Here is a 24,330-nt window from a genome sequence, read left to right on the forward strand (position 1 = left end):
ATGAAGAAGCAGAGCACTGCGAACGCCGTCGACTGGGATGATCTCAAGGAAGAGTTCGACTTCTCCCCGGACGAGAAGAAGGAGATCGAACAGGGCACCGCCGCACTCCTGTCCGAGGTGCGCGCTTACCGCCTCGCCGAGGTCCGTAAGCGCCAGCACATGACGCAGACGACGCTGGCCAAGATCCTCGGTATCACCCAGGGGCGTGTCTCGGCCATCGAGAAGGGTGCGCTCAGCCGCTCCGAGGTCGACACGCTTGCCGCCTACGTGGAGGCCCTCGGCGGAAAGCTCAAGCTCGTGGCCGACTTCGGCGACGAATCGCTTGTACTGGGGTAAGGCAATTCGCCCTACGAACCGCGCCCGACCGCCACGCCCGACCATGTGCTCGGGGCGCGTGACGTCTTTGGAGTCCCGTGCGTGGATCGTCGCTGAACCAGGTGGTCGAAGCCGCCCGTGAGTTTCGGCGCGGCCGGGGTCAGCCCAGGGCGTCGATGGCCTTCACGATCAGGGCGCGCGCGTCCGCCCCGTACACGGCCAGTTCTGTGAGCCGGGCGAACGCCCGCAAGTACATGTCGAGTTCGCCCGGCGCCGTGACGGTCACCTTCGCGGCGAGCAGCTCCACGTGGATCCGGGAGTCGTCGAAGACCGTGAACTGCTCCAGTGGCCACATGACCGCCTCCCGCGCCGCCGTGGCCGGGATGATGCCGAGCGACATGGACGGCAGGGACATCGCGGCGAGCAGGTTGCCGAGCTGGCCGGCCATCACGTCCTGATCGCCGATCCGGTGATGGAGGACGTTCTCCTCGACCAGGGTGGCGAACCGGTGGTCGCCCTCGTGGATGACGCGCGCACGGCGCATGCGGACCTCGACCGCGTCGGCCACGTCGTCCGGGGTGCCGCGGAAGTCCGCGATCGTGCGCATCAGCGCCGTCGCGTAGCCGGGTGTCTGCAGATAGCCGGGCACGACGTGGGAGGCGTACACGCGAAAGTGGCGGGTGCGCTCGTACAGCTTGGCCGAGGTTTCCGCCAACTGCTTCATGCCCGTCCGCTGGAGCCGCTTCCACTGGAGGTACATGGCGTCTGCCTGCCGGTTGGCCGCGATCAGGTCGTCCGCCTGGTCGGCCGCGCCGCAGGCCGCACACCAGACACGGATGTCGGCGTCGGCCGGGGCGGTGACGGCGTTCTCGATCCTCGACGACTTGGCGACGGACCAGCCCGCGAGACGGGCGAGTTCCTTGCCGGTGATGCCCGCGTCCAGGCGCAACTCCCGAAGCCGGGCCGCGAGAGCCGCGCGTGCTTCCTGCACGCTGGACGTGGAGAACATGGACATGGACGGCTACTTGACCTCGTACTGATCGTGGGGGGTGGCCCGCTCCCAGATTCGTTCGTATGCGGCCGCGTGGTGGGAGACCGTGCCGCGCTCGTCGCAGAGTTCCTTGCCGACCCATTCTCCGTCGCCGGAGAAGTGGTGGACGCGCATCAGCCGCCCGTCGAAGATCCACAGGTCGGTGCCCGGGACCAGCAGGTCCCACGCGCGGTGCCGGGCGAGCCAGCGCACTTCCTCGCCCGCTTCCACGTTGGCGCGGGTCTGGTAGTGCTCCCACGCGATGTAGTCGGTGACCGGCTCGGACACGATCCTGACGCGCCGCACGTGCACGCCGCGGGCGACGGCGTCCGCGATGTTCTGGTGGTAGGGACGCCACCAGGAACCCCGGTCGTCCCAGTCCACGCGCCGCCCGTCCTGCCAGGCTTCGAAGCGGGGGTTGGTGAAGTAGGCGTCCCTCATCTCCAGATGGGCCGCCGACTGCTTGGCGTCGGCGAGGAGTTCAGCGAACTCCGGGATCGAGCTCATCGCACGCCTTCCTGATGATCGGGATCATACGGGCCGGGATCCTGATGACGGTCTCGCCGGGCGGGATCGGCGCCCTCGCCGGGGACAACGTGTCGCATGTCGCGGTCGTCTCGTCGTCGGCCCGGTAACTCTGGATCAGCAGATCGTCCGTGCTGGTGTCCACCCAGACTGTCGGGCATCCGTCCTCGTCCGTCTCGGGATCGATCCCGACGAACTGAATGTTCATGGTGGCTGGTCTCCCGCGCTAGTCGGTTGCAGCGATTTACACCACCATCGTGCGCACACTTCGTGTCGTCAAGAGCGCATACTGCGAACGAACAGTGCCCTCAAACTGAAGTGTAATTCGGTGCAACTCCGTGGCCTGGTCAATGGAGGGGCTCCTACGGTCAGGGAAGACGCCGGAACCCCGGCGGCCTCGCGAACGGCCCTGGGCGGCTGAACTCCCGCCCCGGCTCCCCAACTCCGGACAGGTCGAGCAGCCGGGGCGGTCAGCACCACACAGCACGGCGACGACACCTCAGAAGGGCAGGTCAATGACCGTCACACTCGAACAGCCCGCCAGGACGCTCACGCGGGACCCGAAGGAACTCCTCAACGCGGTCGCTCCACACATCACCGAGTTGACCGTCAACGTGTTCGACTCCGGCATGAGCCTGTGGGACCGCGAAGTCTCCCTGCTCCTGCGCGACCACACCATGGTCCGCGACATGGCCGAACGGATCCTCGGCAACGCCGTCATGTACGTCATGGGCTCCATCGAGAACCCCGACGTCCACCTGGGCGTCGGCAAGCTCGTCGACATCGGCGTCCACCAGCTCATCCTCGACACACCCGTCTGGTGGGGCATCTGCCGCCTCTACAACGGCGGCCGGTTCAAGCACCATGCCCCGTTCGTCGAACGCCGCCACGACGGCCTGTGCCTGCGCACCGGCGACTTCCTCCGCTCCCAGGGCTGGGCGATCGACGAGGAGCTGTGGGCCATCGACGGCACGGACTGCTCGCCCTGCGACGACAAGGTCCCCGACAGCCACTGAGCCCGGCTACAGTCGCCCCCGTCCTCACGGCTCCCGAGGGCGGGGGCTCCCGCATCCCGACCACCAGAGGAACAAGCTGTGCCCGTACCGCACGACATCGCCGCCGAGACCGAACTGTGGGACGCCTACGCCGAGTCCGCGTTCAAGGACGATGCCGAGCCGTCGTTCTGTTGGACCCAGTACGCCGGCCACGGCCCCGGACCCGAACTCCTCGGCAGCCCGGCGACCGTGCTGGAGATCGGATGCGGCACCGGCCGCGCCCTCGCCCACCTCGCGCGACAGGGCGTCAAGGCCACCGGGGTCGACCTGTCGCCGCGCATGGTGGCGCTCGCGGGCGAGAAGTGGGCGCCGCTCGGGGTCCGGATCGAGCCGGGAGAGATCCTCGACTGGCTCGCCGCCGATGAGGGACGGTACGACGCCGTGTACTCCGTCTTCGGCGCGGCCTGGTTCACCGACCCGTCCCTCCTCTTCCCCCTCGTCCGCGAACACCTCGTCCCAGGCGGCGCCTTCGTGTTCTCCCAGCCGCCGGCCATCCCGGGCGCCTACGGGCCGCAGGGCATGTACAAGGGCGGGTTCGCGGGAAAGGCCATGTTCACGTACCGGTACAGCTACAAGCCCGCGGTATGGGAACGGCACCTGCTCCGAGCCGGTTTCACGTCCGCCGAGGCGACGGTGGTGGACGCCCCGAAGGCCGGGCACATCGGCACGCTCATCGTCCAGGCCCGCGCCTGACGGGTCGCGTCACGACCCCGGTCGGAATTCTCCGTAGCCGACCGCGTCACTTCATGGCCCTCGGAATGGGCCCCCGTCAATGCCAACCCAGTGCCGGCGGCCTGACAATCCCGCCGGTCAAGGCGAGCGCCGTCGGTTGCGTGCTCGTCCCACTGTTCGGTCGCCGTCGTCGTCGCCGGCTGCGGCGGAGAACGAGGTCGGTGGCAGCCGCTTCTGGCCACCCGCCACGATGAGGGCCTTGCCCCGGTAGACGGAGTCCACCGCGTCCTGGGGCAGGCCGCGATGACCTCGGCGTCCCACCGTCGCCTGGTCCGGTCACTCTCGGATGGGTGTCAGCAAGCTGTGAGCGCGGTGGCCCAGATCCACATCTTGAACGGTCGTGCCATCGGCGTAGGCCCGGGTGCGTCCGCCCACCTCGGCCGACAGCCCGGACCGTTCGGTGAGCCAGGCCGCCAGATCCGGGACGAGGCTCAGAACGACCGGTGCGAAGTCGCTGGTGTAGAAGTCGCGGATGTGCGCGGCCAGCAGGGCGATCCGGTGCGGGGAGCAGGCATGGGCGAGTTCGGGGAGTTCGCTGATGAACCAGCCTTCGGCCAGCTCACGGTAGATGTCGTCCTCGGTGGGAGGTTCCTCGCCCTCCTCCTGGAGCGGGAAATCGTCAGGGACCGCGTTGTGGCCGGGCCGGAATTCGGCACGCCAGGCCGCGAACTCGGCGATCCACGTGTCCTTGTCGACCGGCTGTGCGGGCGCGGGGGCGCCGGCGGTCGCGGTTCTCCCGTCGAGGAAGTCCGAGCCGCGGAGCTCCTGGGCCAGCCGACGGCAGCGGTGGAACTCCGCGTACTGCCCTTCCGACTCGCCCCCGGGGTGGAAGAAGTCTGCCGGGCCGGGGAGCAGCCGCGCGGCGAGGTGGGGGTCCGAGACGGGTTCGAGACGGCATCCGGACGTGGCGACCGGTCCGACGGCGGCCAGCCAGGATTCCCATGCCTGGTCGGCGTCCGGGAAGTATCCGGCACCGACTGTCAGCGGGTCGCCGCCGCAGGCGTCGATGTCCCACAGGTACCACTGGTCCGGGCCGTCCGCGGCGGCGAACGGCGCGGTGACGGCGAACCGGCTGCCGTAGGCGTCCCGGCACCACAGGGCCATGCCGGTCGGTTCGGCGGCGATCGAGCCGTCCGGAAGCGACACGGTACGTTCCCGCAGGTCCGTGACGGCCTTGATGGCCACCTGGGCCGCAGGGTGCGGGGTGATCCTGGTGAGGGCCAGCAGCAACCGCCATGCGCCGTTCCGCTTTTGCGGCTCGTCGGCGGCCGTGCCGGCCTGGAAGGCTGCTTGCACGGTGGCATCGGTCACGGCTTCGAGGAGCTGGTCCGGGCTGTAGGTGTCGAGGATCTCGGCGGTCCCTGATTCCCGCCGCGTGTCGCTCGCCGCGTCCTGCCCGGAAAGCGTCCGGCCCAAGCTGCGACACAGCTCGTCCTCGGTCCAGGATGCCAAGCCGTCCGCGGCGACCAGGCCGGTGACGATCGGTTCGGCGTCGCGTGCCGCGAGATCCATCCGGTGCCGGTCGAGCCGGCGACGGTGCTCCCCGAAGCCGGCCGACTCCCCCCACAGGCTTCGCGCCGGCTGCTTCCACGGCGCTGCTTCCTGTCGGGGCGGGCGGTTGGCGGGATTACCCGACCGCCCCGCCTTGTCGGCGGACCGTGACGACTGCTTCTTCTTGCGTGGCTTCGAGACGGGCACCCGACCATTGTATGAACGTGCGGCGGAGCACCATCGCCGGAATCCTGCTTTGCTCAGATAGGCTGTGAAAGCCGGTCTCCGACCGGAACATCGCGTTCCGTCGGATAGCGAAGTGCGGCAGCTCGACAAGGCCGGACTTGCCCGCAGTGGACAACGACGGCCGTACCGTGGACGACGTCGACCTGGGCGACTGGGCACTCCTCCAGCTCACCGACCTGCGGGACGACGGACCGACGTTGGTCGTCCGCCCGCTCAGAACAGTGCCAGACCCTCGCCGCTGGTGTCCGCGATGACCGGCCGGGGCTGGGCGGGGAGGCCGTCCAGGCGGTCGGGGCCGGCCTCGGCGGCCACGGCGGGGGCCGTCTCGGCCAGCCAGGCACGGAACCGTTCGGCGGCTTCTCGGTAGGGGACTCGGGCCAGGACGCGGTGCTCACCGGAAGGGCAGCAGTCGACGGTGACCGTGAGCAGGCAGGAACGGGGCGCGTTCTGGCTGCCCGTCCAGGACACACGCAGGATTCCGCAGGGCGTGCGCCCGCGCGCGGCGCGGTGGGTCGGGCGCAGCGATCGGCAGGCTGTGTGGGCGGTCCATGCGGCGAGGTGTTGCAGGGGCAGGGTGGTGCGTGCGCGGCAGCCGGGGCAGCGGTGCCAGTGGCGGAGCCAGTCCTCGGTGTCGGTGTCGAAGAGGCGTGTGTAGCGGTTCGCCACCCGGATGTCGTTGCTGTACAGGTGGTCGGGGCGTTCCAGGGTGTTGCAAGACTGGCAGAGAGGGGCGCGGGCGTAGTCGTGTTCGTGGCAGTGGTCGAGCACGGTGGCGGGCGCGGTGCGGCAGACGGCGCACGCCCACCCGGCCACTCTGCGGGGAGTACCGGGCTTCCTGCTGAGCGCCGAGTGCAACTGGCCCTCCAGCTCTCCGCTGTACGGGCGCAGTGCGGGGGTGGGGCCCTCGGGGCTCGTCGTCCGCTGCCCCTCGGCGCCTCGGGCTCGCCGAGGACGGGAGGGGGACTCGGTGACGGTCGCGTCTGCCTGGCGGGTCCGCGTGGCCTTCACCCACTGCGTCTCGGCGTGCTCGGCCGCGTCCAACAGCCTGACCACGGCGCGCGGGAGCCACCACGTCCGCCGCGTCCCGTCGCGGTCGGTCTGCTCCACGAGCATCCGCCGCCAGTCGAGTCCCGCCAGATGGTACGGCCGGTCGCGATCACGTCGTGCGGTCTGCTGGGGGCGGCCCGACTCCTGCATTTCCTCCGTGATGCGCCGACGCCAACGCAGGGCCGTCTCCTCGTCGCCCTTCTGCCTCGGTGCCCCACTAAACGGGCCGATGCGGACCAGGTCCTGCCGGTCCGTCCTCACCGCGTTCAGCTCCGCGGCTGCCTGGCGTATCCCACTCTCCGGGACACTCCACTGACCGCCGTCCGCACGCACCGTCGCCACCACGTGGCCGCCGAGCAGGGCGTACCCCGACCGCGCATGGGCAGGAGAGAGGGTGAACGCCCCGGAAGTCGTCGGCACGGCGCTGTCGGCCGTCAGCTCGACCCATAGAGCGTCCGCGGCGTCCAAGGGGATCAGGCCGACCATGCGACCGGGCATGACACGCTCTGACATGCCGACAGGCTAATGGCGCCGACGCGGCGACGGCTCGCCAAGAGGCTCGGGCAGTCGGTCACCCGCACTCAACTCGATGGCAGTTGCCCGTCGTTCGGCTTCCTGCCGACGGCACCCGCTGCGGTTCACGCGGGCGGTAGCGGCCTCCCCTGGACGGCCCGCAGACGGCGCCCCTGCGTAAGGCCGTCGCGCCCCGTCCGGTCGACATGGCACGTTTGAGCAGGCTTCACGCGCTCCCCTCACCCGAGTTGTCCGGTGTTTGCTGGTTGCCGTGTCATGGGCATTCTGTATGGGTCTGATCACCTGGGTGGGCGCAGCCTTGGGGGGCCGATGTCACGAGGGGACGGCTGGGCGGGAAGTGGTACCACCGGATCGGTCGCGGATCTCGTCGCCCGGTTCGGCCAGGAGGTCAGAGCCAAACTGCGAGGCCCCGCCGGGGCGGACAGCGGCAAGGAGGACAGCCTCACCGCACCGGTGGAGCACCTCCTGCGCGGCATGGCCTCGCGGCAGCGCCTCAGACTCGTCGCCCACGGCCAGAGCCGCGTCAAAAGACTAGGGATCCGACCGGACTTCGCCATCAGCTGCGGCGGCAGGACCATAGGGCATGTCGAGCTGAAGCAACCGGGCAAGGGGGTCGATCCGGAGAAGTGGCCCCTGAAGAGCCACGACCGGAAGCAGTGGGAGAAGATCAAGGCCCTCCCCAACGTGCTGTACACCGACGGACACGAGTGGGCGGTCTACCGTTTCGGCGTACAAGTAGGCCCCATTGGACACCTCGTCGGAGATCTGAAGTCAGGTGGTCGGCAACCTGTCGTTGCGGACGAGGGGTTCGAGCGTGCCCTCACGCACTTCTTCACGCCGGCGCCTCTCACCCACGGCAGCATCGACGAACTGGTCAGGCGCATCGCGGGAATCTGCGACCTGTTGCGCGACGAGGTCACCGAACGTCTCACCCGCGAGGAACGCGGCGAGGCGGACGCGGCCTTCTCGATCCTGGCCGGGAACTGGAAGGACCTGCTCTTCCCCGACGCGCGTCCGGAGGAGTTCGCGGACCAGTACAGCCAGACGCTGACCTTCGCCGTCCTGCTGGCCCGTCTCGATCGCATCGATCTGCGCAAGCTCTCCCTCCCCGAGGTCGCGATCCGATTAGGCAAGCGTCACTCCCTGATGGGCAAGGCGCTCGCGGTCCTGACGGACGAGGCCCTCGTCGACCTGCGGGGGATCATCGACACGCTGATCGACGTCATATCCGCCGTCGACCCCGAGATGTTCAAGGACGAGACCGGGGACGCCTACCTCCACCTGTACGAGGGCTTTCTGAGCGCCTACGACCCGGAACTGCGGCAGCGGACGGGGACGTACTACACACCCGGGGAAGTCGTCCGCTTCATGGTCGGGTTCACCGACGAGGTGCTGCGCGACCGGCTCGGCCAGGAGGACGGGTACGGAAGCGAGGATGTCACTGTGGTCGACCCGGCCATGGGTACCGGGACCTTCCTCATCAACATCATCGACCATGTGGCCAAGGACTTCGCGTTGAAGTACGGCAGCCACCTCAAGTCCGGGCTCCTGCGGGAACTCTCGAAGCGGCTCGTCGGGTTGGAGAAACAGACCGGGCCCTACGCGGTGGCCGAACTCCGTGTCCACCACGCGTTCCAGGCCCACGATTCCGATGTGACGCGTCACCCGCCGAGGCTTCTCGTGGCCGACACACTCGACGATCCAGCCGTCGAGCACCATCTGGGCCTGATGTACGAGGCGATCGCCCGCCACCGCCGTATGGCGAACAAGATCAAGGCGGACGAGAAGGTCATGGTCGTCATCGGCAATCCGCCCTACCTGCGGGGTGCGAGACAGTCGGGTGTCGGACGCTGGATCACCGAGGGCAACCCGAACGAGCAGGGCCCGATCCTCGCCCGCTTCCACCCCGAGGACAACGGACGCGTCGGATACGCGCTCGACAACCTCTACGTCTACTTCTGGGCGTGGTCCACCTGGAAGGTCTTCGACCAGCTCACGGCCTCGGGCACACCGAAGGCGCCCAGCGGGATCGTCGCCCTCATCACCAACTCCGGATACCTGGACAGTGAGGGCGCGGCCGGAATGCGTCACTATCTGCGCGAGGCGGCCGACGAGGGCTGGGTCATCGGCCTCTCTCCGGAAGGCCCCTACTCCGACACCCGCACCCGTGTGTTCCAGGACGTGAAGCGCGAGATCTGCGTCGCCGTCTTCGTCCGCCGGGGTTCTCCGGACCCGGGGACCCCGGCACCGGTATGGCGACTCGACGTCCCGGAGGGCACGCGCGAGGAGAAGTTCGACTGGCTGGAAGGGCTCGGCGTCAAGGGGCACAGGAACGGGACTTCCTGGCAGCTCTGCCCCACCCAATGGACCGCGCCCTTCCATGTCACGTCCGACTCCGAGTGGTCGGTCATGCCACCGGTGGACGCCCTGCTGCCCTGGACGAGCTCCGGCAATAAGAACAACCGGAGTTGGCCCGTCTCACCCAGCCGGAAAGTTCTGGAAAGGCGCTGGCGCCGGCTCATCCAGGCGCCGGCGGAAGCCAAGGCGGCGCTGATGAAGAGCACCGGAGACCGCCGACCGGACAAGCCCGAACCGCCCCTGCCCGGCCAGCAGGAGCAGGGCACCCTCGCCGAGGAAAAGGAGACGGTTCCGGTCGTCGTCCCGTACGGGCGGATGACCTTCGACCGGCAGTACGTCATCGCAGACCGGAGAGTGATCGACCGGCCGCGGCCGGCCTTGTGGTTCGCCCACGACGACCAGCGCCAGATCTACCTGTCCGAACTCCACACGGAGTCAGGTCGCCCCGGCCCTGCGGTGAGCTTCACCGCCCTGCTGCCCGACATCCATCACTTCAAGGGCACCGAAGGCGGGCGCGTAGCCCCCCTCTACCGCCACCCTCACCGGGCCGAACCAAACGTGACACCCGGACTGCTGCAACTGCTCAGCAGGACGTACGGCTTGACGGTTACGGCCGAAGACCTCTTCGCCTACATCGCGGGAACAGCCGGCCACAGCGGCTACACGCGCCGCTTCGCCGCGAACCTGGCCGAGCGCGGCGCCCGCATCCCTCTGACGCGTGACCCGGCCCTGTGGGCGGAGGTGGTGGAAGTGGGTCGGCGGACCGTGTGGATCCATACCTACGGTCGGCGCTTCGCCTCTCACCAGCACGACAGCCCGTCCGCACCGAGCCCGAGACTGCCCGTGGCGGAACAACCGGAATGCGTGGTTGCGATCGGAGAGGACGAGGGGCCGCCGGAGGACATCTCCTACGACGCGCCCACGCGAACGCTCACGGTGGGCACAGGCTCGATACGTCCAGTGACACCGGAGGTCTGGGACTACCGGATCGGCGGGGTACAGGTGATCCGCAAGTGGTTCGGCTTCCGCAAGCTCAAGCCGGACGTGGAACGGCAGACCCCGTTGAACGACATCCTTCCTCCGACCTGGCCTTCCCGATGGACCCTTGACCTGCTCGACCTCATCAACGCGCTCGGGCTTCTCGTAGCCCTGGAGCCCCGGCAGACGCGGCTCCTGGACGCCGTGAGCAACGGCCCGCTCATCACCACCGACGACCTGCGGAACGAGGGCATCCTGCCCGTACCGGCCTACGCGACCAAGGAACCGAGGCCACCGCGGAGGTCCCGGCGCACACCCGGAGCTGGTCAGGAGAGCTTCGACTTCCCGGAATGACACGCGCCCTGCTCCTCGACGTGGCAATGGCCACCGCGTGGGGAACATGAGCCTGATCCGCTCTCCGGCAAGGCCGTTCGGCGTCGGGCGGCCTGCGTGGCGGCGACAGCAGGTGGGATCCGGCCAATCCACCGCGGGCACCGGCGACAGCGGTCAAAGGCTTTGAGCGACGGCACCGGATCGGCCTACGCTCCGACGACGAATCATGTCGTGCCCCGGTCACGCATACCGCCCATCCCCGTTCGACCACCCCGTCAGTCGACAGGAGCGTGTCCCTTGCCCTTCCCACCCGGTGACCTGGTCGCCGCCTTCGGCAGGCATCTGCACTTCAAGAGCCTGGAGCAGGCCCTGCTCGACCGGCATCCGGAAGTGGCCGATCGGGTGTCTTTCGACGACACGAGCCGGTTGATGCATCTGAAGGTCACGCTGTCCGCCGCGCGCTCGGTCACCTTGGCGCAGGTGCGCATGGGGTACAGCACGGTCTGGTGCGTGATGGGTCCGGAGCTGGACAGCGAGCCGTCCGTGTGGCCGCTGGACACACCCGACGAGGTGCTTGTCGACGCCCTGCATGCCGTGGCCTCGGCGCGGATCACCGGTGGGGCGGTTTCCTCGCCGTGGTGCTGGAACGAGAGCGAGCCGTCTGACATGACCGAGCTGGCCGACCTCTTGAACGCACGTGGCCTCGGGGTACGGCGGGTAGTGGCAGGCAACCGCTGGTTCGCGTCGGGCCCGCGCCATGCCGCGAAACTCGACATCGCCGGTCGCGACCACGGCTGCTTCGTCGAGGCCGAGTTCCCCGACGTGTTCGTCCGTGTCTCGCTCAAGCCCGCCCTCGGCTGGTTGGTCGATGCGTACGTCACCGAGGTCGAGGCCTGGGGCCGTGTCGACCTGGGCTGGAACCTGTGGGGCAGAACGCTGCCCGGACCGGGAGTACCTCGTGCACGCGCCTCGGTGGCGGAGATCGTCAAGGTGTTGGACGGAGGCCTGAAGGCCTGGGATCTGGAGGTGAGCGTCGGGGGGACGGCCAGGGACGTACCCGATCGGCTGGACGACCTCGACATCGGTCTCGACGAACTCGTCGAGGACCCCGTGCCCGTGCAGGGAAAGAGCTTGCTCGGTCCCCGGCAGCTCACCGACGCGGTTCTCGACCAGCTCACGTCTTGCGGCTTCGGCGATCTCGAAGAAGGCGACGCCGAAACGCTGATACGGTCCCAGGCGTTCCACATCGAATGGCACAACCGCGCCGGGAACCTGTCCACTTCGGAGGTGCAGCGGCTGAACGGCCTGGCCGCCGCAGCCGGTGACGATGTACCCAAGCGGCTCATCGTGATCACTGCAGCCGGTATCAGCCGTCCGGCCGCGCGCTTCGCCGACACGGCCAAGGCATTCGTATTCTGCATCGATCGCACGACCGGGAGGCTCATGGGGCTGAACTCGCGAGCCCGCGAAGCCCGGCTGCCCGACACCGAACCGGCCGGGCAGGACCTCGGTTCCTGGTAGGCCGTCGCCTCCGACAAGAGCGGTTCTCGTCAGCGCAACAAGTCCTCTGCCCTTCCCGGAATGCCCCGTAGGTGGCGTCCGGCCTGTTCCATCGCCAGCAGGAGCGACCGACCCTCTCCGGCCGTGACCAGACCGGCGACGGCGGCCTCGCGCATCATGCCGACCGTGTCCTTCACACAGATGCCCCTGCGGTGTGCGTAGCGGCCCGCTTCGCCGTCGTCCGTGATCCACACCGAGCCGGCGAAGCCGCTGCGATACTCGATGACGACCAAGGTCTCCGCCTCACCCAGGTGTTGCAGCGGTCGCGACGAGGAGCCTGCGAAGACAACGCGGCGGACGCGGTCCACCAAGGCGGTTTCGGCGGGGTCGTCGATCTCGATGGGCTCGCCGAGCCATCCGTCTGCCGGCACCTGGCTCAGCTTCGGCCAGTAGCGCGCGGACTGAGCCGATTCGGCGGCCACGGCCTGAGTCCAACGGCCGCGACCGTCGAGGACCTTCTCCAGGAGGCTCAGCCGGTCGACCGAGGCGAAGTTGCACAGAACGGTGTTGTCGGGAAACCAGCAGTGGCGCGTCATGGCTGGAAGACCAGGTCCCCTTCGTCCACGTCGCTGCCGGACGGCGCGTCCTCCTGCGGAGCCGGTTCGGGTTCCAGCAACTCCCGCATCCTGTCCACGTCCTGGCCTGTGTAGGCGGCCAGCGGGCGTAGCGTCGTGTCTCCCGCGAGGTAGGCGTCGTACAGCAGCTGGGCGGGGCGGAAGGGCAGTCGCCTGGCCAGTGACCACGTCTTGCGGGCCTCGAAGAGATCGGCCTGTCCCGTGAGCCAGTGGCAGTCCTGTGTCGTGAGGCCGCGCAGCCTGCTCGCCGTCTCCGAGGCGATCAGATCCAACTGTGCGAGCCGTGCGGCGAGGGCGCTGGGAGACACCTGGAAGTGCACGACCAGAGAGGTGAGCTGCTCGTCCGTGAGGCCGTCCGCTCCTGCCTCCGCACCGATCTCCCTCCGGGGCATCAGGAAGCGGGCGGCGAAGACGTTGGCCCGCACCTCGGTCAGGTCCTTCTGACGTCCGGGCGACAGGTGGGTCTCGGTCAGCAGGTCCTGGGCGTCCCTGGCCAGGATGTGGCCGAGCTCGTGGGCGAGCGTGAAACGCTGGCGGGTCGGCACCTTCGTCCGGGCGATCATGATGAGCCGGAATCCGTCCGCCTGCCAGGCCGCGCCGTCGATTCCGTCCGGCAGGTCGATCTTCGCCACGTCGACGCCGAAGGCGCGTTCCAGCGCCTGGACCAGATCGGCCGTGTCCATGTCGCCGACGGTCGGTGAGCCCGCGGTGGCGAGCGCGGCAAGGGCGTCCTCGGCGAGAGCCGTGCCCTGGTCGACGTAGCGCCTGAGGTCCGAGCGGACGACAGGCAGCTCCGGAAGCCGCGGGGAAAGGCCCAACAGGTCGATCACCTCGTGTGCCGTGGTGAACCTTTCCACGAGGTCCTTGAGCTGGCCGCGATCCCGCTCGTCCACCGCCGGAGTGCTGGTGCGGGCGGCGAAGGCGGGACGGAGCGGTTCACGACCGGTCAGCAGCCAGTCGACAGTGGTGCCGCCGAACTCCGCGATCCGGGCAAGGTCGTACGACGTGAACCTGCGGACGCCGCTGAGGGATTTCGACAACTTGTCGGGCGACAGCCCGACGACCTCGGCGAACGCCGTCTGACTGATCGCGGCCGCCGCCATGACGTTGCGTACGCGGTCGATTACGGATTCACCCATGAGTTCACCATATGGGCGAGTTGCGAAAATCGCAACACCGTGTCACGTGGCACGGCACAGGCCATTTGGTCGGCCTTGCGTCCCCATCGTGTACACAGGTTCGAATTCTTCAAATCGTGTGAACCTGTTGACGTTGCCAACACGCTACTGTCACGCTTGAAGTGCCAACAAGGCGCATCAACAGCCCGCGTGGCCCCTACTGCCGCGCCCAGCAACGGGAACCGACCATGACCGATCAGCCCCCTGCATCCCTGCGCGACCTCCTCCTCGACCGCCTGCGCCACTCCGACCTCGCACCTCAGGTGCAGGAACTGCTACGCGAGCTGGTCCCCGACGAACCGGCCAGGAGCAGCGCGGGGCGGGCAGGACCCGTGCAGCTCCGGTCCATCACCGCGGCCGGCTGGCGCGGCATCGGTCCGCGGACCACCCTCGAACTGCCGCCTGGGCCCGGCCTGGTCGTCGTCGCGGGTCCCAACGGCTCCGGCAAGTCGAGCTTCGCCGAAGCCGCCGAGACCGCGCTGACGGGGCGCAACTCCCGGTGGGACGGGCGGCGGGCCACCGACTGGCAGAAGGGCTGGCGCAACCTGCACAGCCCCGACGTCACCCCCGAGGTCCGCGTCGAGCTGGCCGCGGGCGAGCGGGGCGAGGCGATCACCGTGCGGCGGACCTGGCACGGGCTCAAGGTCGATGAGGCGCGTACCCGGGTCGAGGGGGAGGACGGCTCGGAGCGGAAGCTGGAGGAAGTCGTCGACGCCGATGCGCTGGACCTCGCCCGGCCCTTCCTGCCGTACAGCGAACTCGGTTCGATGATCAACGGCACGCTCGGCGGCCTGCACGACGCCTTTTTCAAGCTCCTCGGGCTCGAACTGCTCGCCGAGTTCGACGGGCGGGTCAAGGACGCCGCGAGCGAGTGCGAGCAGACGATCAAGCACGCGGACGCGCTCACCGCGCAGCTCCTCGACGCGCTGGGCACGGTCGACGATCCCAGAGCCCGCGAGGCCGCCCAGGCGCTGTCGGGAGCCAGGCGCGATCTCGGACGGGTACGTGCGCTGCTGGAGAGCCGTACCCCGGCCGCCGAGGCCGAGTTGGCCCGGCTGCGTCAGCACGCGAGCCTCGCCGGGCCGGACCTCGCGGAGGTCAGTGGGGCTGTCGCCCGGCTGCGGGAGGCCGCCGCCGGTGCCGAGGAAGCCCGGTACGGGAGCGCCGAGGAGGCCCGCCGCCTGGCCCGGCTGCTGGAGGCGGCCGTCGAACACCAGCGGCGCTCGCGCGGCACGGACTGCCCGGTCTGCGGCGCCGAGAACCGGCTGGACCGGGCGTGGGCCGAGCAGGCGCGGGCGGAGGTGGAGCGGCTCCAGACGGAGGCCGTCGGAGCCGAGGCCGCACGGCAGGAGGTGGCGGTCGCCGTGCGGGCCGCGCACGACCTCGTACAGCCCGTTCCTGTCTGGCTGCGCGGCGAGACCTCCCCGCTCACGGCCATGTGGCAGGAGTGGGCCCAGTGCCGGGACATCGCCCACCCCAGGGAGCTGGCAGACCGCGTCGAGCGTGCCGTGGGCGCCTTGGACGACGCCTGCCGGCAGGTGCGGGAGGAGGCCTCCGGGCGGCTCGCCGAGCACGACGGTGCCTGGCAGCCGTTCGCCGTACGGCTGGCCGAGTGGCTCGGTGCGGAGGGGTCGGCCGAAGCCGCACGGGACCGGCGTAAGCACGCTCGCAAGGCCCGCACCTGGCTGCGGCCGATCATCGACGAGTTGCGCGACGAGCGGCTGCGCCCGTTCGCCCAGCGGTCCCAGGAGGTGTGGCAGAAATTGTGCGAGCACAGCAGCGTCACGCTCGGGTCCGTCACCCTCGCGGGTACTCCCGGTCGTGGCAAGGTCGAACTCGGCGTCTCCGTGGACGACATGTCCGCCCCCGCCTACAGCGTGATGAGCCAGGGCGAACTGCACTCCCTCGCGCTCTCCCTGTTCCTGCCGCGTGCCACGCACGCGGACAGCCCGTTCGGCTTCCTCGTCATCGACGACCCCGTGCAGTCCATGGACCCCGAGAAGGTCGAGGGGCTGGCCCGGGTGCTTGACGCCTGCGCCAGGGACAGGCAGGTGATCGTCTTCACCCACGACACCCGGCTCCAGCATGCTGTCGCTCACCTCGGTATCAGTGCGACCGTCCTGCGTGTGAGCCGCCAGACCGACTCGGTGGTGGACGTGGAGACGCTCACCGACCCGGTGGAGCAGGCGCTCGCGGAGGCGCGGGCCGTCTCCCTGGACCCCGACCTGCCGCAGGACGTGGCCGACCACGTGCTGCCCGCCATGTGCCGGGTGGCGGTCGAAGCCGCCTGCCTGGAGACCGCGCGACGCAGGCTCCGCGACGAGAAGGGTCTCGGGCTGGGGGCGATCGAGAAGCGCGTGGAGTCCCTTGAACGCACCAAGTCGTACGTGTCTCTCGCTCTGCTCGGTGACGAGCAGCAGCACGCCCGTGCAGCCGTGGAGCGCATCTGCCCCGGAGGCTGGGCTCTGATCGAGACTTTCAACTCGGGCGCCCACATGCCGCTGTCGACCGTCGACGACCGCAAGGATCTCGTCCGCCGGACCAAGACGCTCGCGACGGCGATCCGGAGCAGCACCGGAACCCAGAGCGCCGGGGGCGCCCGATGAGCGCGTCCCCGGAGACCCTGGTGACCGCCGCCGGCCATCTCCTGCTGCCCGAGCCCGGCACCGTCAACACCCTGGCCCCGGGTTTGCGCGCCCGTGCCGCCGCGGTCCTGCTCCGCATGGCGTTCGACCAGGCACTGGACGCCTACTGGCGGCGGGTCACTCCGTCGATGACGCGGATCGGCAAGCACCGGATGCTGTGTCTGGAGTGGTACGCGGGCCGCGACACCGCACGCCGGTGTCGCACCACCTGGGCGGCGCTCAGCGCGGCCTGCCACTACCGCACGTACGAGCTTCCCCCGGCTCCGGCGGAGATCCACACCCGGCTGCTGGAGGTCACCGCACTCCTCGCGGCCCTGGGCGGCAGGCCGGACCCGGCTTCCGTCACGGCGACGGAAGACGCCTGAGGGCGCGTGCCGCGTCCTGGCACGTATCCCGCTGGGGGCGCCCGTTGTCAGCGGCGCCCCCTATCGTTCTGGAGGAACGCACGGTGCACGAATGGGGGACGTGGTGACCATGGCCGACGACGGAACGCCGTACCCGGAGTTCCGGCTGAAGCTGCCGGGCGGCGGCCCCGAGGCCACGGGACGGCTACTGACCGAGAAGGGGACGAACGGGAGCCAGAAGTTCGTCGTCCTGGCCGGGTCGCCGGGGCGGCCGGAGGTGGTGCCGTCCTTCCCCGTGCGCATGCCGTCGTCGTACCGGCTGCGGCAGCGGCTGATCGAGGACGACGTCTTCGTGGAGTCGGAGACCTGGCCTGGCTGGATGGAACTCGTCGAGGACGTCGAGTGCAACTCGCCGTCGGCCGCCGCCGAGATTCTGGTCGGTCGCAGTGCCAACGGATGGCTGGAGTGGAAGACCGCCGACGGCCATCCGCTCTCCGACTACCTCGACCAGGTGTGGTGGGGACCCAACCGGGCGTGGCTGGTGCGCGGCTCCAACGTCTCCGGTCTCGACCTCGTGCCGCGGCTGTGGCTGCCCGAGCGGCTGGTGACCCTGCGAGCACGTCACCTGCGCCAAGGGGTCGAGCAGGGCATCAGCAAGGACCGGCTGCGTACCGCCGTCGAGGAGGACTACGCCTCCACCGCGACATACAACCAGAAGGTGCAGCTGGTCGAGGAACTGCACATGTTCCTCTCCCGGATGCGGCCCGGCGACACCATGTGCACCATCTCGGGCGGCAGGCTGTTCGTCGGCAAGATCACGGGAGACGCCGAGCAGCTCGCCTCCGAGGACGGCCGGTCGGATCTGCGCCGGCCGGTGGACTGGGCAGACGACGGACACGCGTACGAGGACCTGCCCGAGGCACTCCAGCAGAAGCTCTCCGCACAGCATGACGTCGTCGATCTGACCGCGGTGAAAGATCTCATCGACGGCCTGGGGATAAGCGACGAGGACCTGATCGAGGAGGCCGAGGCCGCCGACCGGGACCCGAGTGTGGAGATCCCCGCGCTCACCGCACGGCGCGAGCTGGAGCTGCCCGAACCCACGGACGAGCTGGCCGACGACCTCCTCGTGCACGACACGGCCTGGCTGCGCGAAGTGCGTGATCTGCTGTGGGACGAGCGGCAGTTGGTGCTGTACGGCCCGCCCGGGACCGGCAAGACATATCTCGCCCTGAAGCTCGCCGAGTTCCTCGGTGGCGGGCCCGAGCAGGTCAAGCTCGTGCAGTTCCATCCGTCCTACGCGTATGAGGACTTCTTCGAGGGCTTCCGGCCACAGGAGGATCCGCAGACCCGGGAGGTCGCCTTCCGACTCACCGCCGGTCCGCTGCGGGAACTCGCCGATCTGGCCTCCCGCGAGGGCAACCGGCACATCCCGCACTTCCTGATTATCGACGAGATCAACCGCGCCAACCTGGCAAAGGTGTTCGGCGAGCTGTACTTCCTGCTGGAGTACCGCAACAAGTCGGTACGGCTGACGTACTCCGGCGACGACTTCGCGCTGCCGCCCAACCTCTTCGTGATCGGCACCATGAACACCGCCGACCGGTCGATCGCCCTCGTCGACGCGGCCATGCGCCGCCGCTTCGCCTTCGTCGAGCTGTCGCCGCGCACCGAGCCGACGAGCGGGTTGCTGCGCCGCTGGCTCACGCGCGAGGGCCACGACGCCGAGTCGGCCGACCTGCTCGACGCACTCAACTCCCGGATGGACGATGCCGACTTCCGCATCGGGCCCTCGTACCTGATGAAGCGGGGCGTCTATCGGGAGGGCGGTCTTGAACGGACGTGGCGAACCAAGATCCTGCCGCTGTTGGAGGAGTACCACTACGGGGAGGGCGTGGACATCGAGAAGCGGTACGGGCTGGCGGCTCTGCGGGATTCGCTCGGGTGACACACGTCATCGAACTCGTCGAGCACGCTCCGGCCATGGGCGTCGCGCTGCCGGACGCGGTCGGACGAGCGCTGGCGGCCGGGGACATCGTGGACGCGGTTCCCGATCCGTACGTGCCGGGGCACTGGTCACTGCGGGCCGGCAGCAAGGTCGGCGCCGTGGCAGTCGCGGTGCCAGGAGGCGAAGAGCCGATCACCGTACGCGTCGCCCCCAAGGTTTCCATCGCTCGTCTGTTCTTCCTCCTCGGGTACAGCCTCAACCCGAAGGGCGGCTGGCGAGACGGGGAAGTCGATGTCGCCGAGCACCGCGAGCTGCTGCCCGCGCTCGCCCATGCCGTGGAACGGCAGACCGGCCGGGCCCTGCGACAGGGGCTCCTTCAGGGGTACCAGGTGACCGAGGCGACGTCCCTGGTCGTCCGGGGCCGCGTCCGGGAAGCCGAGCAGATACGGCGGCAGTTCGGCGCGACGCTGCCGGTGGAGGTGGAGTACGACGAGTTCACCACCGACATCGCGGAGAACCGCCTGCTGCGCTCCGCCGTCGAGTGCCTCCTGCGGCTGCCCGGCGTACCCCACGACGTGCGTCACGGGCTGCTCCACCAGCGTGCCCGCCTGGCCGAGGTCACGGTGATCGTGCGCGGTCAGCCGCTGCCCGCATGGCAGCCGAGCCGACTCAACTCGCGCTACCAGCATGCCCTGCGCCTCGCCCGAACCGTCCTGGAGAACGCGTCCGTCGAGCACGCGCCTGGCGGGCTGCGCGTCGACGGGTTTCTGTTCGACATGAACAAGCTCTTCGAGGACTTCGTGACGGTGGCGCTGCGGGAGGCATGCCGTGGCGTCGGGTATGCGGCGCGGCTTCAGGATCCGCATCACCTCGACGAGGCGGCCGCGATCCGCATGAAGCCCGATTTCGTGCTCTACGGGCCGAACGGCGCCCCGTGCGCGGTGGCGGACGCCAAGTACAAGGCTGAGAAGCGGGAAGGTTTTCCGGACGCCGACCTCTACCAGATGCTCGCCTACTGCACCGCCCTGGGCCTGCGCGAAGGCCACCTGGTGTACGCCAAGGGAAATGCGCCGCATGCGGCCCACACGGTGCGGCACGCGGGCATCGTCATCCACCAGCACGCCCTCGACCTCGACCAGGAGCCCTCCGGGCTGCTCTCGGACCTTGATGAGGTGGCCGCGCGGCTGGTGAGCACCCCGCGCGTATGATCGACCACTGAGTGTCCGTTCAGGGTGGGGAGGGCGCCTCGTGCCGCAGCTCGCGTTCGCCAGCAGCTTCTGGGAGAGCTACGACGTCCTCCAGCGGCCCGTCAAGGCCGGCGTACGCAAGGCGATGCAGAAGTTCCAGCAGCTCACCGTCCCCGAACTGCAGGCGGACAAGGGACTGCACCTGGAATCCGTGGAGAACGCGCGCGACCCGCGTATGCGGACCATCCGCGTCAACGACTTCTGGCGGGGCGTCGTCCTCGCCCCGGACGACGGCAGCGACGTCTTCCTGCTCGTCAACGTCGTCCCGCATGACGACGCCTACACCTGGGCCGCGAAACGGCTTTACACGACGAACTCCGCAACACGGGCCCTGGAGGTCCGCAACGTCGCGGCGATCGAGCAGCTGACCCCGGCCTTGGAGAAGGCCGCCGCGACCGCAGAATCGCTGCTGTTCGCGAAGTACTCTGACACGGTGCTGCGTGAACTCGGCCTCGATGACCAGGTACTTCGGGCCGTGCGGACCATCGTCGACAAGGCGCAGCTGCGGGCCTTCGAGACGCTGCTGCCGGAGGACCAGTGCGAGGTGCTGCAGTACCTGGCTGAGGGTTTCAGCCCCGAGGAGGTGTACCGGGACGTGGTCGCCGTCCGGCGGCCCGTCGACGCGGGGCCCGACCCGGACGAGAGCCTGGCCGTCGTCATCGCCAACACCACGAGCCGTATCACCCTGGTCACCGGCCCTCGGGAACTCGCCGACATCCTGGAGAAGCCGTTCGCGGCCTGGCGGGTGTTCCTGCACCCCTCACAGCGCCGGGTCGCCTACCGAGTGTCGTACGGCGGTCCGGTTCAGGTCACCGGCGGCCCGGGGACCGGCAAGACGGTCGCGGCACTGCACAGGGTCAAGCACCTGCTCACCCGCTCCCCGGATGCCCGCGTCCTGCTCACCACGTTCACCAACGCCCTGGCCGCGTCGTTGCGGGAGAACCTGTCCGTCCTCCTGGACGGCGACGAGTCGCTTCTCTCCCGCGTCGAGGTGACCACGGTCAACGCCTATGCGCACGCCATCGTGACCCGCTTCGACGGCCGGGCGCCCTACCCGATCGGCGACCGGGAGGAGCGGCAGCTGTGGCAGCGGGCCGCCAAGAAGCTCGGCCTGTCGTGGACGGAACAGTTCCTGGCTCAGGAGTACCGCCATGTCGTCCTCGCCCAGGACCTGCGCACCCTGGACGACTACCGCGCGGCCTCACGTCGCGGCCGCGGCAGTGCACTGTCGCCGACCAGGCGAGAGAAGCTGTGGCCGGCCGTCGAGCTGTTCGAGTCCATGCTGCGCCACCAGAAGGTCACCACGCACCTCAAGGTGTGCGCCCGTGCGGCCGAGCTCCTGGCCGCTTCCTCACCCACGCACGACCATGTCGTCGTCGACGAGGCACAGGACCTGCATCCGGCCCAGTGGCGCGTTCTACGCGGCGCGGTGGCACCTGGCAGCGACGATCTGTTCATCACCGGCGACCCGCACCAGCGGATCTACGACTCGAAGGTCTCACTGGGCTCGCTCGGCATTTCGGTGGCCGGGCGCACGCACCGCCTGCGCATCAACTACCGCAGTACGGAGGAGATCCTCGCGTGGTCGACGGGCATCCTCACCCCGGTGTCGGTCGATGACCTCGGCGGTGAGGGCAGCGACACCCTGGCGGGTTACCGGTCGCTCCTGCACGGCCGCAGTCCGCACGTGGACGGGCACGGCTCGGAGCAAGCGGAGATCTCGGCGCTCGTCGAGCGCGTCGAGAACTGGATCGCGCAGGGCATCCGACCGTCGGAGATCGGCGTGTGTGCACGCTTCAACGTGCTGCTCGACAAGGCCTACGACAAGCTGGCCGCGGCCCGGGTGCCGGTGGTCCGGGTCAGAGACAATCCGGGGCCGGACACGGACGGCGTACGACTGGCGACCATGCACGCCATGAAGGGGCTGGAGTTCCGCAGTGTCGCCGTCGTCGGCGCGACGGCGAGCGCGCTTCCCTTCGCCCGCGAAGTGACGCCGGCCTCCGTGGACGCACTGCAGCACGACTCGGACCTGCTCCGTGAAAGGTGCCTGCTGTTCGTGGCGTGCACGCGGGCGCGAGAGGCGTTGGCGGTGTCGTGGAGCGGGACAGCCAGTACCTTCGTTCCTCAGACGAAGTGAGGTGCAGCTCCAAAGATCTGACTGAACGTCACTCTTCAGGTGAAAGAGCCCCGTTGCCGAGCCCGTCCCTGGCGAGTGCAGCTGCCTGCTTGCTGAGTTCGGCTACCCGCCGGGCCCTCTCCTCGAACTCCTGCAGTGCACGGAACGTCGCTCCGTACCGGCGCTGCTCGGCGATGTCCATCTGCGGGATGCGGGCGCCCTTGCCGTCGAGCCGGTAGGTGCCGCTGGAACTCGTGGACCGCCGGGTGTTCGCTGCGCTGCGCAGAAAGCCCTGGAGATAGTCGGTGTCGAGCTGATCGCTCACCGAGACCGGTTCCGGATCGCCGTACTCGACCAGCCCGGCGCGCGCGAGGTCGGCGACACTGACGGACGGCCCCTCCAGGCCACTTGGACCGGCGCCTGCCGTCAAAGTCGGCAACAGATCAGCCAGTAGCCCCACCTGCTCCGACAACTCCTGCTGCAGAGCCCGGTACTCCGTTGTGTAGTCGCGGTGGGACTCTGCGACGTGACGGCCAGGAGTGAGGTCCACGGTGTCGTCGAGGAGTTCGATCAGGGGTACGTCCGCGGTTTGGTCAGGTCCCGGTTCCATGGGGTCGTCCGGATCGTTCGCTGTGAGGTCGACCATGCGTACCTTGGCGACGACATCATCTGGGGACTGCGGGCGGCGCAAATGCCAGAGGTGCACGGGGAGCGCGTGCGAGGAGGCGCTCCCGGGCGGAAGGGCGATGATGCTCGTGAGGATGCCGCGTCGCACGAGCTCGGCCCTGATACGGCGGCCGGCCTTGCGGTATGCGACCGAAGCGGGCATGACCATGAGAACGCGGCCGCCGGGCGCGGTGTGGGCATAGGCATGTTGCAGCCAGGCGAGTTCTCCCTCGGCGCGCGAGGGTGTGCCGAGCTCCCACCGGGGGTCGAGAAGCAGATCCTCACGCCCCCAGTCGGTGGATCCGACGGGCGGATCACAGACGACGAGATCGGCCTTGAGATCCGGCCAGTGGTCGTCGCGCAAAGAATCCCCGGTGACGATGCGGACGTCGGCACGGCCTGTGAGATCGGCTCGCAGTTGCGCGAACCGAGCGCTGCGGGCGTCGGTCTCCTGGCCACACCGCGTCGGCCCGTGCTCAGGTCCGACAGCCAACAGCAGTGTTCCGATACCGCAAGCCGGGTCGAAGAGGGTCGCGTCAGCGGGCACCTCGCCGACGAAGCGCCGCGCACCCCGGACGATACGTGGCGAGGTGACCTGGTCGGACCCGGCTCGGCGTACGGAGTCGGTGAAGCGTTCAGTAAGGGCGTCCACCACGTCACCCGGTGATCCGCTCTCGCCGAGCTGCCTGGCCAGTCGTACGGCGTCCGCCGGCAGGGCTTCCGGAGACTCGCCCTCGATACCGGCGAGCAACTGGGCGACATCGGCGAGCCCGCCGATCATCTCCTCGCCGTAGGCCGCTCGCAGGGCTTGCCACAGCTGCACCTCAAGGGAGACTTCCTGGCCTTTACGCTGCTTGTCCAGCCACGTCTGCACTGCGGCCAGGTCGAACAGCGGACTGCTCGCACCCCCGCCTGCGGGTGAGGGAAAGTCCTCGTACCGCCGCCTCCAGTTGGAGACCGCGGCACGCGTGACGCCGGCGAGCCGGGCGATCTCGGAGCCGGTGACAAGCGGTCCGCCGACTGGTGGGGCGGGGTGGTCTGCCATGGACATAACCGTACACGGACCACACGACTCCATCAATCAATGGTATGTGTTGACGGTGTACACGAATATATCTCTTTGGACTGGCCCTCGGCGAGGGCGAGGGCGGCGTCAGCGATGCCGGCGATCCGGTCCGGAGGATGGGCATCGCGCCTCTCAGGGCGCTTCAGTGCGGACCGAGTCCGATGCGGGGCGGTGCGCAAGCCTCAGACAGCGCCCGGCTGGCTCATCGCAACTCGTCCACGTAGCGGTCCGTTCCTGGCACCGTGGGGATGAACGGCGCGACGAACTGCACGTCACCCAGCCCCGAAGCCGCCACGGCTGCGTCCAGGTCCGCGAAGTGGTCCTGCCAGCTGTCGCGAGGG

General features: G+C 69.1%; 18 protein-coding genes. 10 read left to right on the forward strand and 8 right to left on the reverse strand.

Features of this window, described 5'->3' with window-relative positions; all coding sequences use genetic code 11:
• Positions 1-336 (forward strand): XRE family transcriptional regulator, encoded by a 336-nt coding sequence (locus ACVNF4_RS00530; protein ID WP_461800595.1) that lies wholly within the window; start codon positions 1-3, stop codon positions 334-336.
• A gap of 139 nt (positions 337-475) precedes the next feature.
• On the opposite strand, the gene ACVNF4_RS00535 is transcribed toward ACVNF4_RS00530, so the two are convergent.
• From ACVNF4_RS00535 to ACVNF4_RS00545, 3 genes are read right to left on the reverse strand one after another with little or no spacing between them, the layout of a single operon-like run.
• Positions 476-1,330 (reverse strand): DUF5753 domain-containing protein, encoded by an 855-nt coding sequence (locus ACVNF4_RS00535; protein WP_461800596.1) that lies wholly within the window; start codon positions 1,328-1,330, stop codon positions 476-478.
• Between the two features lie 6 nt (positions 1,331-1,336).
• Positions 1,337-1,852, reverse strand: a complete 516-nt coding sequence (locus ACVNF4_RS00540; protein WP_461800597.1) for a DUF6879 family protein — start codon at positions 1,850-1,852, stop codon at positions 1,337-1,339.
• Positions 1,827-2,078: a hypothetical protein gene (locus ACVNF4_RS00545; RefSeq protein WP_461800598.1), complete on the reverse strand. Its 252-nt coding sequence runs from the start codon at positions 2,076-2,078 to the stop codon at positions 1,827-1,829. Before ACVNF4_RS00545 ends, ACVNF4_RS00540 begins: the two co-directional genes overlap by 26 nt.
• Positions 2,079-2,385: 307 nt before the next feature.
• Here ACVNF4_RS00545 and ACVNF4_RS00550 point away from each other — a divergent pair, with 307 nt between their 5' ends.
• Positions 2,386-2,886: a glycine-rich domain-containing protein gene (locus ACVNF4_RS00550; protein ID WP_461800599.1), complete on the forward strand. Its 501-nt coding sequence runs from the start codon at positions 2,386-2,388 to the stop codon at positions 2,884-2,886.
• Positions 2,887-2,964: 78 nt separating this feature from the next.
• Positions 2,965-3,618 carry a class I SAM-dependent methyltransferase gene (locus tag ACVNF4_RS00555; protein ID WP_461800600.1) on the forward strand — a complete coding sequence of 218 codons (654 nt, stop codon included), beginning with the start codon at positions 2,965-2,967 and terminating at the stop codon, positions 3,616-3,618.
• Positions 3,619-3,933: 315 nt separating this feature from the next.
• On the opposite strand, the gene ACVNF4_RS00560 is transcribed toward ACVNF4_RS00555, so the two are convergent.
• Both ACVNF4_RS00560 and ACVNF4_RS00565 read right to left on the reverse strand, forming a co-directional pair.
• The gene (locus tag ACVNF4_RS00560; protein WP_461800601.1) at positions 3,934-5,355 is read right to left on the reverse strand and encodes a hypothetical protein; all 1,422 of its coding nucleotides are present in this window, start codon (positions 5,353-5,355) and stop codon (positions 3,934-3,936) included.
• A 252-nt stretch (positions 5,356-5,607) separates the two neighbouring features.
• On the reverse strand, positions 5,608-6,954 hold the full coding sequence (locus ACVNF4_RS00565) for an endonuclease domain-containing protein (RefSeq protein WP_461800602.1): 1,347 nt from the start codon (positions 6,952-6,954) through the stop codon (positions 5,608-5,610).
• 330 nt (positions 6,955-7,284) lie between these two features.
• Here ACVNF4_RS00565 and ACVNF4_RS00570 point away from each other — a divergent pair, with 330 nt between their 5' ends.
• Positions 7,285-10,665 carry a type ISP restriction/modification enzyme gene (locus ACVNF4_RS00570; RefSeq protein WP_461800603.1) on the forward strand — a complete coding sequence of 1,127 codons (3,381 nt, stop codon included), beginning with the start codon at positions 7,285-7,287 and terminating at the stop codon, positions 10,663-10,665.
• 276 nt (positions 10,666-10,941) lie between these two features.
• A complete protein-coding gene (locus ACVNF4_RS00575) occupies positions 10,942-12,165 on the forward strand; it encodes a hypothetical protein (RefSeq protein WP_461800604.1) in 1,224 nt (407 codons plus the stop codon).
• 29 nt (positions 12,166-12,194) lie between these two features.
• Here the strand turns inward: ACVNF4_RS00575 and ACVNF4_RS00580 are convergent, their stop codons facing one another.
• Together ACVNF4_RS00580 and ACVNF4_RS00585 are read right to left on the reverse strand one after the other, a co-directional pair.
• On the reverse strand, positions 12,195-12,740 hold the full coding sequence (locus tag ACVNF4_RS00580) for a hypothetical protein (RefSeq protein WP_461800605.1): 546 nt from the start codon (positions 12,738-12,740) through the stop codon (positions 12,195-12,197).
• A complete protein-coding gene (locus ACVNF4_RS00585) occupies positions 12,737-13,918 on the reverse strand; it encodes a helix-turn-helix domain-containing protein (protein WP_461800606.1) in 1,182 nt (393 codons plus the stop codon). Before ACVNF4_RS00585 ends, ACVNF4_RS00580 begins: the two co-directional genes overlap by 4 nt.
• Positions 13,919-14,145: 227 nt before the next feature.
• On the opposite strand from ACVNF4_RS00585, the gene ACVNF4_RS00590 reads away from it, so the two are divergent.
• From ACVNF4_RS00590 to ACVNF4_RS00610, 5 genes are all read left to right on the forward strand, one after another.
• Positions 14,146-16,563 carry an AAA family ATPase gene (locus ACVNF4_RS00590; RefSeq protein WP_461800607.1) on the forward strand — a complete coding sequence of 806 codons (2,418 nt, stop codon included), beginning with the start codon at positions 14,146-14,148 and terminating at the stop codon, positions 16,561-16,563.
• Positions 16,560-16,967, forward strand: a complete 408-nt coding sequence (locus ACVNF4_RS00595) for a hypothetical protein (protein ID WP_461800608.1) — start codon at positions 16,560-16,562, stop codon at positions 16,965-16,967. The genes ACVNF4_RS00590 and ACVNF4_RS00595 overlap by 4 nt, the downstream gene beginning before the upstream one ends.
• A gap of 109 nt (positions 16,968-17,076) precedes the next feature.
• Positions 17,077-18,894 carry a DUF4357 domain-containing protein gene (locus ACVNF4_RS00600; RefSeq protein ID WP_461800614.1) on the forward strand — a complete coding sequence of 606 codons (1,818 nt, stop codon included), beginning with the start codon at positions 17,077-17,079 and terminating at the stop codon, positions 18,892-18,894.
• Positions 18,891-20,102, forward strand: coding sequence for an McrC family protein (locus tag ACVNF4_RS00605; protein WP_461800609.1), 1,212 nt, complete (start codon positions 18,891-18,893; stop codon positions 20,100-20,102). The genes ACVNF4_RS00600 and ACVNF4_RS00605 overlap by 4 nt, the downstream gene beginning before the upstream one ends.
• A 40-nt stretch (positions 20,103-20,142) precedes the next feature.
• Entirely contained in the window at positions 20,143-22,278 is a 2,136-nt protein-coding gene (locus ACVNF4_RS00610) for a UvrD-helicase domain-containing protein (RefSeq protein WP_461800610.1), read from the forward strand.
• A gap of 28 nt (positions 22,279-22,306) precedes the next feature.
• On the opposite strand, the gene ACVNF4_RS00615 is transcribed toward ACVNF4_RS00610, so the two are convergent.
• Positions 22,307-23,968 carry an N-6 DNA methylase gene (locus ACVNF4_RS00615; RefSeq protein WP_461800611.1) on the reverse strand — a complete coding sequence of 554 codons (1,662 nt, stop codon included), beginning with the start codon at positions 23,966-23,968 and terminating at the stop codon, positions 22,307-22,309.
• Positions 23,969-24,330 lie beyond the last annotated feature (362 nt).

It is taken from the genome of Streptomyces sp. S6 (genome assembly GCF_054880855.1).

Excerpts from the sequence above, each read along its gene's own strand:
- ACVNF4_RS00530 (WP_461800595.1), top strand. The coding sequence starts at position 1 with ATGAAGAAGCAGAGCACTGCGAACGCCGTCGACTGGGATGATCTCAAG.
- ACVNF4_RS00535 (WP_461800596.1), bottom strand. The coding sequence starts at position 1,330 with ATGTCCATGTTCTCCACGTCCAGCGTGCAGGAAGCACGCGCGGCTCTC.
- ACVNF4_RS00540 (WP_461800597.1), bottom strand. The coding sequence starts at position 1,852 with ATGAGCTCGATCCCGGAGTTCGCTGAACTCCTCGCCGACGCCAAGCAG.
- ACVNF4_RS00545 (WP_461800598.1), bottom strand. The coding sequence starts at position 2,078 with ATGAACATTCAGTTCGTCGGGATCGATCCCGAGACGGACGAGGACGGA.
- ACVNF4_RS00550 (WP_461800599.1), top strand. The coding sequence starts at position 2,386 with ATGACCGTCACACTCGAACAGCCCGCCAGGACGCTCACGCGGGACCCG.
- ACVNF4_RS00565 (WP_461800602.1), bottom strand. The coding sequence starts at position 6,954 with ATGTCAGAGCGTGTCATGCCCGGTCGCATGGTCGGCCTGATCCCCTTG.
- ACVNF4_RS00570 (WP_461800603.1), top strand. The coding sequence starts at position 7,285 with ATGTCACGAGGGGACGGCTGGGCGGGAAGTGGTACCACCGGATCGGTC.
- ACVNF4_RS00580 (WP_461800605.1), bottom strand. The coding sequence starts at position 12,740 with ATGACGCGCCACTGCTGGTTTCCCGACAACACCGTTCTGTGCAACTTC.
- ACVNF4_RS00585 (WP_461800606.1), bottom strand. The coding sequence starts at position 13,918 with ATGGGTGAATCCGTAATCGACCGCGTACGCAACGTCATGGCGGCGGCC.
- ACVNF4_RS00590 (WP_461800607.1), top strand. The coding sequence starts at position 14,146 with ATGACCGATCAGCCCCCTGCATCCCTGCGCGACCTCCTCCTCGACCGC.
- ACVNF4_RS00595 (WP_461800608.1), top strand. The coding sequence starts at position 16,560 with ATGAGCGCGTCCCCGGAGACCCTGGTGACCGCCGCCGGCCATCTCCTG.
- ACVNF4_RS00600 (WP_461800614.1), top strand. The coding sequence starts at position 17,077 with ATGGCCGACGACGGAACGCCGTACCCGGAGTTCCGGCTGAAGCTGCCG.
- ACVNF4_RS00615 (WP_461800611.1), bottom strand. The coding sequence starts at position 23,968 with ATGGCAGACCACCCCGCCCCACCAGTCGGCGGACCGCTTGTCACCGGC.